This is a genomic window from Atribacteraceae bacterium (assembly GCA_035477455.1).
Classification (GTDB): Bacteria; Atribacterota; Atribacteria; order Atribacterales; family Atribacteraceae; genus DATIKP01.
Map to the genome: position 1 here is coordinate 1 of DATIKP010000107.1, position 3,571 is coordinate 3,571.

3 protein-coding genes are annotated in these 3,571 nt (G+C 52.2%); all 3 read left to right on the plus strand.

Going from position 1 to position 3,571, the window contains the following annotated elements; all coding sequences use genetic code 11:
• Positions 1-473 (plus strand): kinase/pyrophosphorylase (locus VLH40_06575; GenBank protein ID HSV31668.1); only part of this gene is annotated, 473 nt, incomplete at its 5' end.
• Positions 470-3,136, plus strand: a complete 2,667-nt coding sequence (gene ppdK, locus VLH40_06580) for a pyruvate, phosphate dikinase (protein HSV31669.1) — start codon at positions 470-472, stop codon at positions 3,134-3,136. The genes VLH40_06575 and ppdK, both read left to right, overlap by 4 nt.
• 140 nt (positions 3,137-3,276) lie before the next feature.
• Positions 3,277-3,571: sodium/proton-translocating pyrophosphatase (locus tag VLH40_06585; protein ID HSV31670.1), on the plus strand; the 295-nt coding region annotated here is incomplete at its 3' end.

The following is a 3,571-nucleotide window of genomic DNA, read 5'->3' on the forward strand; positions in this document are numbered from 1 at the left end:
CCAGTATAGAAGCTTTCGAGTATGTCCTCGAAAAGAGTACCGGCTTCAACCTGCGGAACCTGAGCGAAGCCGACGTGGTTCTCCTTACCATGTGGTACCCTCACCGGGACGAATTTATCCTGAATCTCGCAGCAAAAGGTATCAAATGTTGTTTTTTGATGCTTGACCCGGACCTGCCACTTCCCCACAATCTGGAAGACTTGGTGGGAAAAAAATCGGGGAAAACCATTATCGGTTTTACCATGAATCCCGAATGCCTGAGCCGCCTGCGGAGTGAGCGGATCAACGCTCTGGGATTGTATCATATGGCCGAGCGGGCGGACATGAATGTCGTCAAACGGGAAATTTTATTCATCACCGAAGTGTATCAGCGGTTGAAATGTATCGTGATTGACATCACCAATCTGAACAATAAAGATATTCTGGGACAGATTCTGTGCAGTATTAAAAACGAAAGGGAGGAAATAGGATGAAGAAGTACGTGTATTTTTTTGGGGAAGGCGACGCATCGATGAAGATGCTTCTCGGAGGGAAGGGAGCCAACCTGTCCGAGATGACTCGCATCGGCTTGCCGGTGCCTCCTGGTTTCACCATCTCCACCGAAGCGTGTACTCATTATTATAAGAACGATCAAACCTGGCCGGAAGGACTGGAAGACGAGGTCAAAAAAAATCTGGCCAAGCTCGTAGAGAAAACCGGGAAGAAATTCGGCGATGAAAAAAATCCTCTCTTGGTTTCTGTCCGTTCCGGCGCTCCGGCTTCCATGCCCGGCATGATGGACACCATCCTCAACCTGGGACTTAACGACAAGGCCGTAGAGGGACTGGCGGTGCTTACCGGAAACAGGCGCTTTGCCCGTGATTGTTACCGGCGTTTCATCCAGATGTTCGGTGACGTGGTTATGGATGTCAAAAGAGAGCACTTCGAAAAGATCCTTGAAGAAGCGAAGGTGGAAGTGAGAGGCAAGCTGGACACGGATCTTGATTCTGATGCCCTCGGGAAGGTCGTCGAACGTTATAAGGCATTTTATAAGAAGATGACCGGAGAAGAGTTCCCCCAGGATCCTTACGACCAACTGATAAGGGCAGCCAATGCCGTTTTTGGTTCCTGGAACAACAAGCGGGCCATTACCTACCGGAAGTTGCACCAAATTCCGGAAAGCTGGGGCACGGCAGTAAATGTGCAACTCATGGTCTTTGGAAATATGGGGACGGACTCGGGTACCGGAGTCGGTTTCACCCGTAACCCCTCGACCGGGATCAAGGAATACTATGGTGAATACCTGATCAATGCCCAGGGTGAAGACGTGGTGGCCGGGATCAGGACTCCAAAACCCATTGTGGATATGGGTCAGGATCTACCCCAAGCCTTCGATGAACTTAAGAAGGTCTATGGGACTTTGGAAAAACATTACAAAGACATGCAGGATTTCGAATTCACCATTGAAAAAGGAACACTCTACATGCTCCAGACCCGGACCGGGAAAAGGACCAGTGCGGCGTCCATAAAAATAGTAGTGGATATGGAAAAAGAAGGTTTGATTGATAAGAAAACCGCGGTCAGCCGCGTCGAACCCGGCCAACTTGACCAGCTCCTTCATCCTCAGGTTGATCGGAGTCAGCGTATCGAAGTCCTGGCCAAGGGACTGCCCGCCTCCCCGGGAGCGGCCACCGGAAAAATAACCTTTACCGCTGATGAAGCTGAGGCATTGGGAAACAGTGGTGAGAAAGTCATTTTGGTCCGGCCGGAAACCACCCCCGACGACATTCATGGCGTAGTGGCCGCCCAGGGAATCCTGACCAGCCGGGGCGGAATGACCAGCCATGCCGCGGTCGTCGCCCGAGGCATGGGGAAGCCCTGTGTGGCTGGTTGTGAGGCGATACGGATTGATTTGGACAAAAAGGAATTCAAGGTCAAAAACGTCACGGTCAAGGAAGGTGACTATATCTCGATCGACGGTGGGGTAGGTGAAGTGATCCTGGGACAGGTGAAAACCATTCCTCCCCAGCTCTCCGACGACTTCAAACTTCTCCTGTCCTGGGCCGACGAGATCCGCAGGCTCGGTGTCCGGGCCAACGCCGATACGCCGGCTGATTCCGCCAAAGCTATTGAATTTGGAGCCGAGGGGATCGGACTATGCCGGACGGAACATATGTTCATGGCTCCCGACCGAATCCCGGCGGTCCAAAAGATGATTCTGGCCCAAGACGTAGAAGCACGGAAGGCCGCCCTGGCCAAGCTCGAGCCGATGCAGAAAGGTGATTTTGTCGACATCTTCCGGGTGATGCAGGGAAAACCGGTCACCATCCGGCTGATCGATCCCCCTCTTCATGAATTCCTGCCCAAGCTCGAAGACCTGCTGGTTGAAGTGAACACCATGCGAATCAAGGGAATGACTGGTCCGGAATTCGAGGAAAAAGAAAGTCTTTTGGCCACTGTACGCAATCTGCACGAACAGAACCCCATGCTCGGTTTGCGGGGATGCCGCTTGGGCATTCTCTATCCGGAAATCGTGGAAATGCAGGTCCGGGCCATCATGGAAGCAGCCTGCCAACTGACCAAAGAAGGCGTCAAGGTCATTCCGGAGATCATGATTCCTCTCGTCGGGCACAAAAATGAAATCAAAGTCCTCAAGCAACAGCTTGATGAAGTAGCCCAGCAGGTCGTAAGCGAACAGAAGGTTAACGTTCCTTACAGCTTCGGAACGATGATCGAGGTGCCCCGGGCTGCTTTGGTTGCCGATCAAATCGCCGAATATGCGGAATTTTTCTCCTTTGGAACCAACGACTTGACCCAGATGACCTTCGGATTCAGCCGTGATGACGCTGAGGGAAAATTCCTCTTCTTCTACCAAGAACATGGCATTCTCGAAGAAGGACCGTTCCAGATTCTGGACCGGGAGGGAGTTGGTTTTCTGATGGAATTGGCCGTTCAAAAAGGTCGCTCCGTCCGCCCGAACCTCAAGTGTGGAATCTGCGGTGAACATGGTGGCGAAGAAAAATCGATTAAATTCTGCCACAAGCTGGGTTTGAATTATGTCAGCTGTTCACCCTTCCGGGTTCCGTTGGCCCGCCTGGCCGCAGCGCAGGCGGTGATCGAAGAGGAAGGCAAGATCAAAGTCTCGAGTACCGCCTGATCAACAGGTACCGGTATAACAAGGTCATTCTGTTGCCCTGGCAGAGCTGCGTCTCCGCCGGGGGGTGAGCCAGTGTACCCGAACAGCGAGCTTTGGGATACTGATTGAGTTGATGAGCACAGAAGAATGGGGGAGTCAATATGGATCTGGCTGTTTTTGCCCCGATTGCCGGGGCGATCGCAGTTTTGTTTGCCTACACATTGGTTAGGCAAATTAACCAAGCGCATCCCGGAAACGAGAAAATGCGGGAACTATCGGCTGTCATCCAGGAAGGGGCCATGGCATTTTTACGAAGAGAGTATATTTTTTTAGCGATCTTTGTAGTGGTCATGTTTGTAGTGCTCGGTTTTGCCCGCGAGTGGATGACGTCTGTCTGTTTCCTGGTCGGTGCGATCTGTTCGGCGTCAGCCGGGTTTGTTGGAATGCGTACCGCTA

Coding starts and splice junctions, on each gene's coding strand:
- ppdK (HSV31669.1), top strand. CDS start 470: ATGAAGAAGTACGTGTATTTTTTTGGGGAAGGCGACGCATCGATGAAG.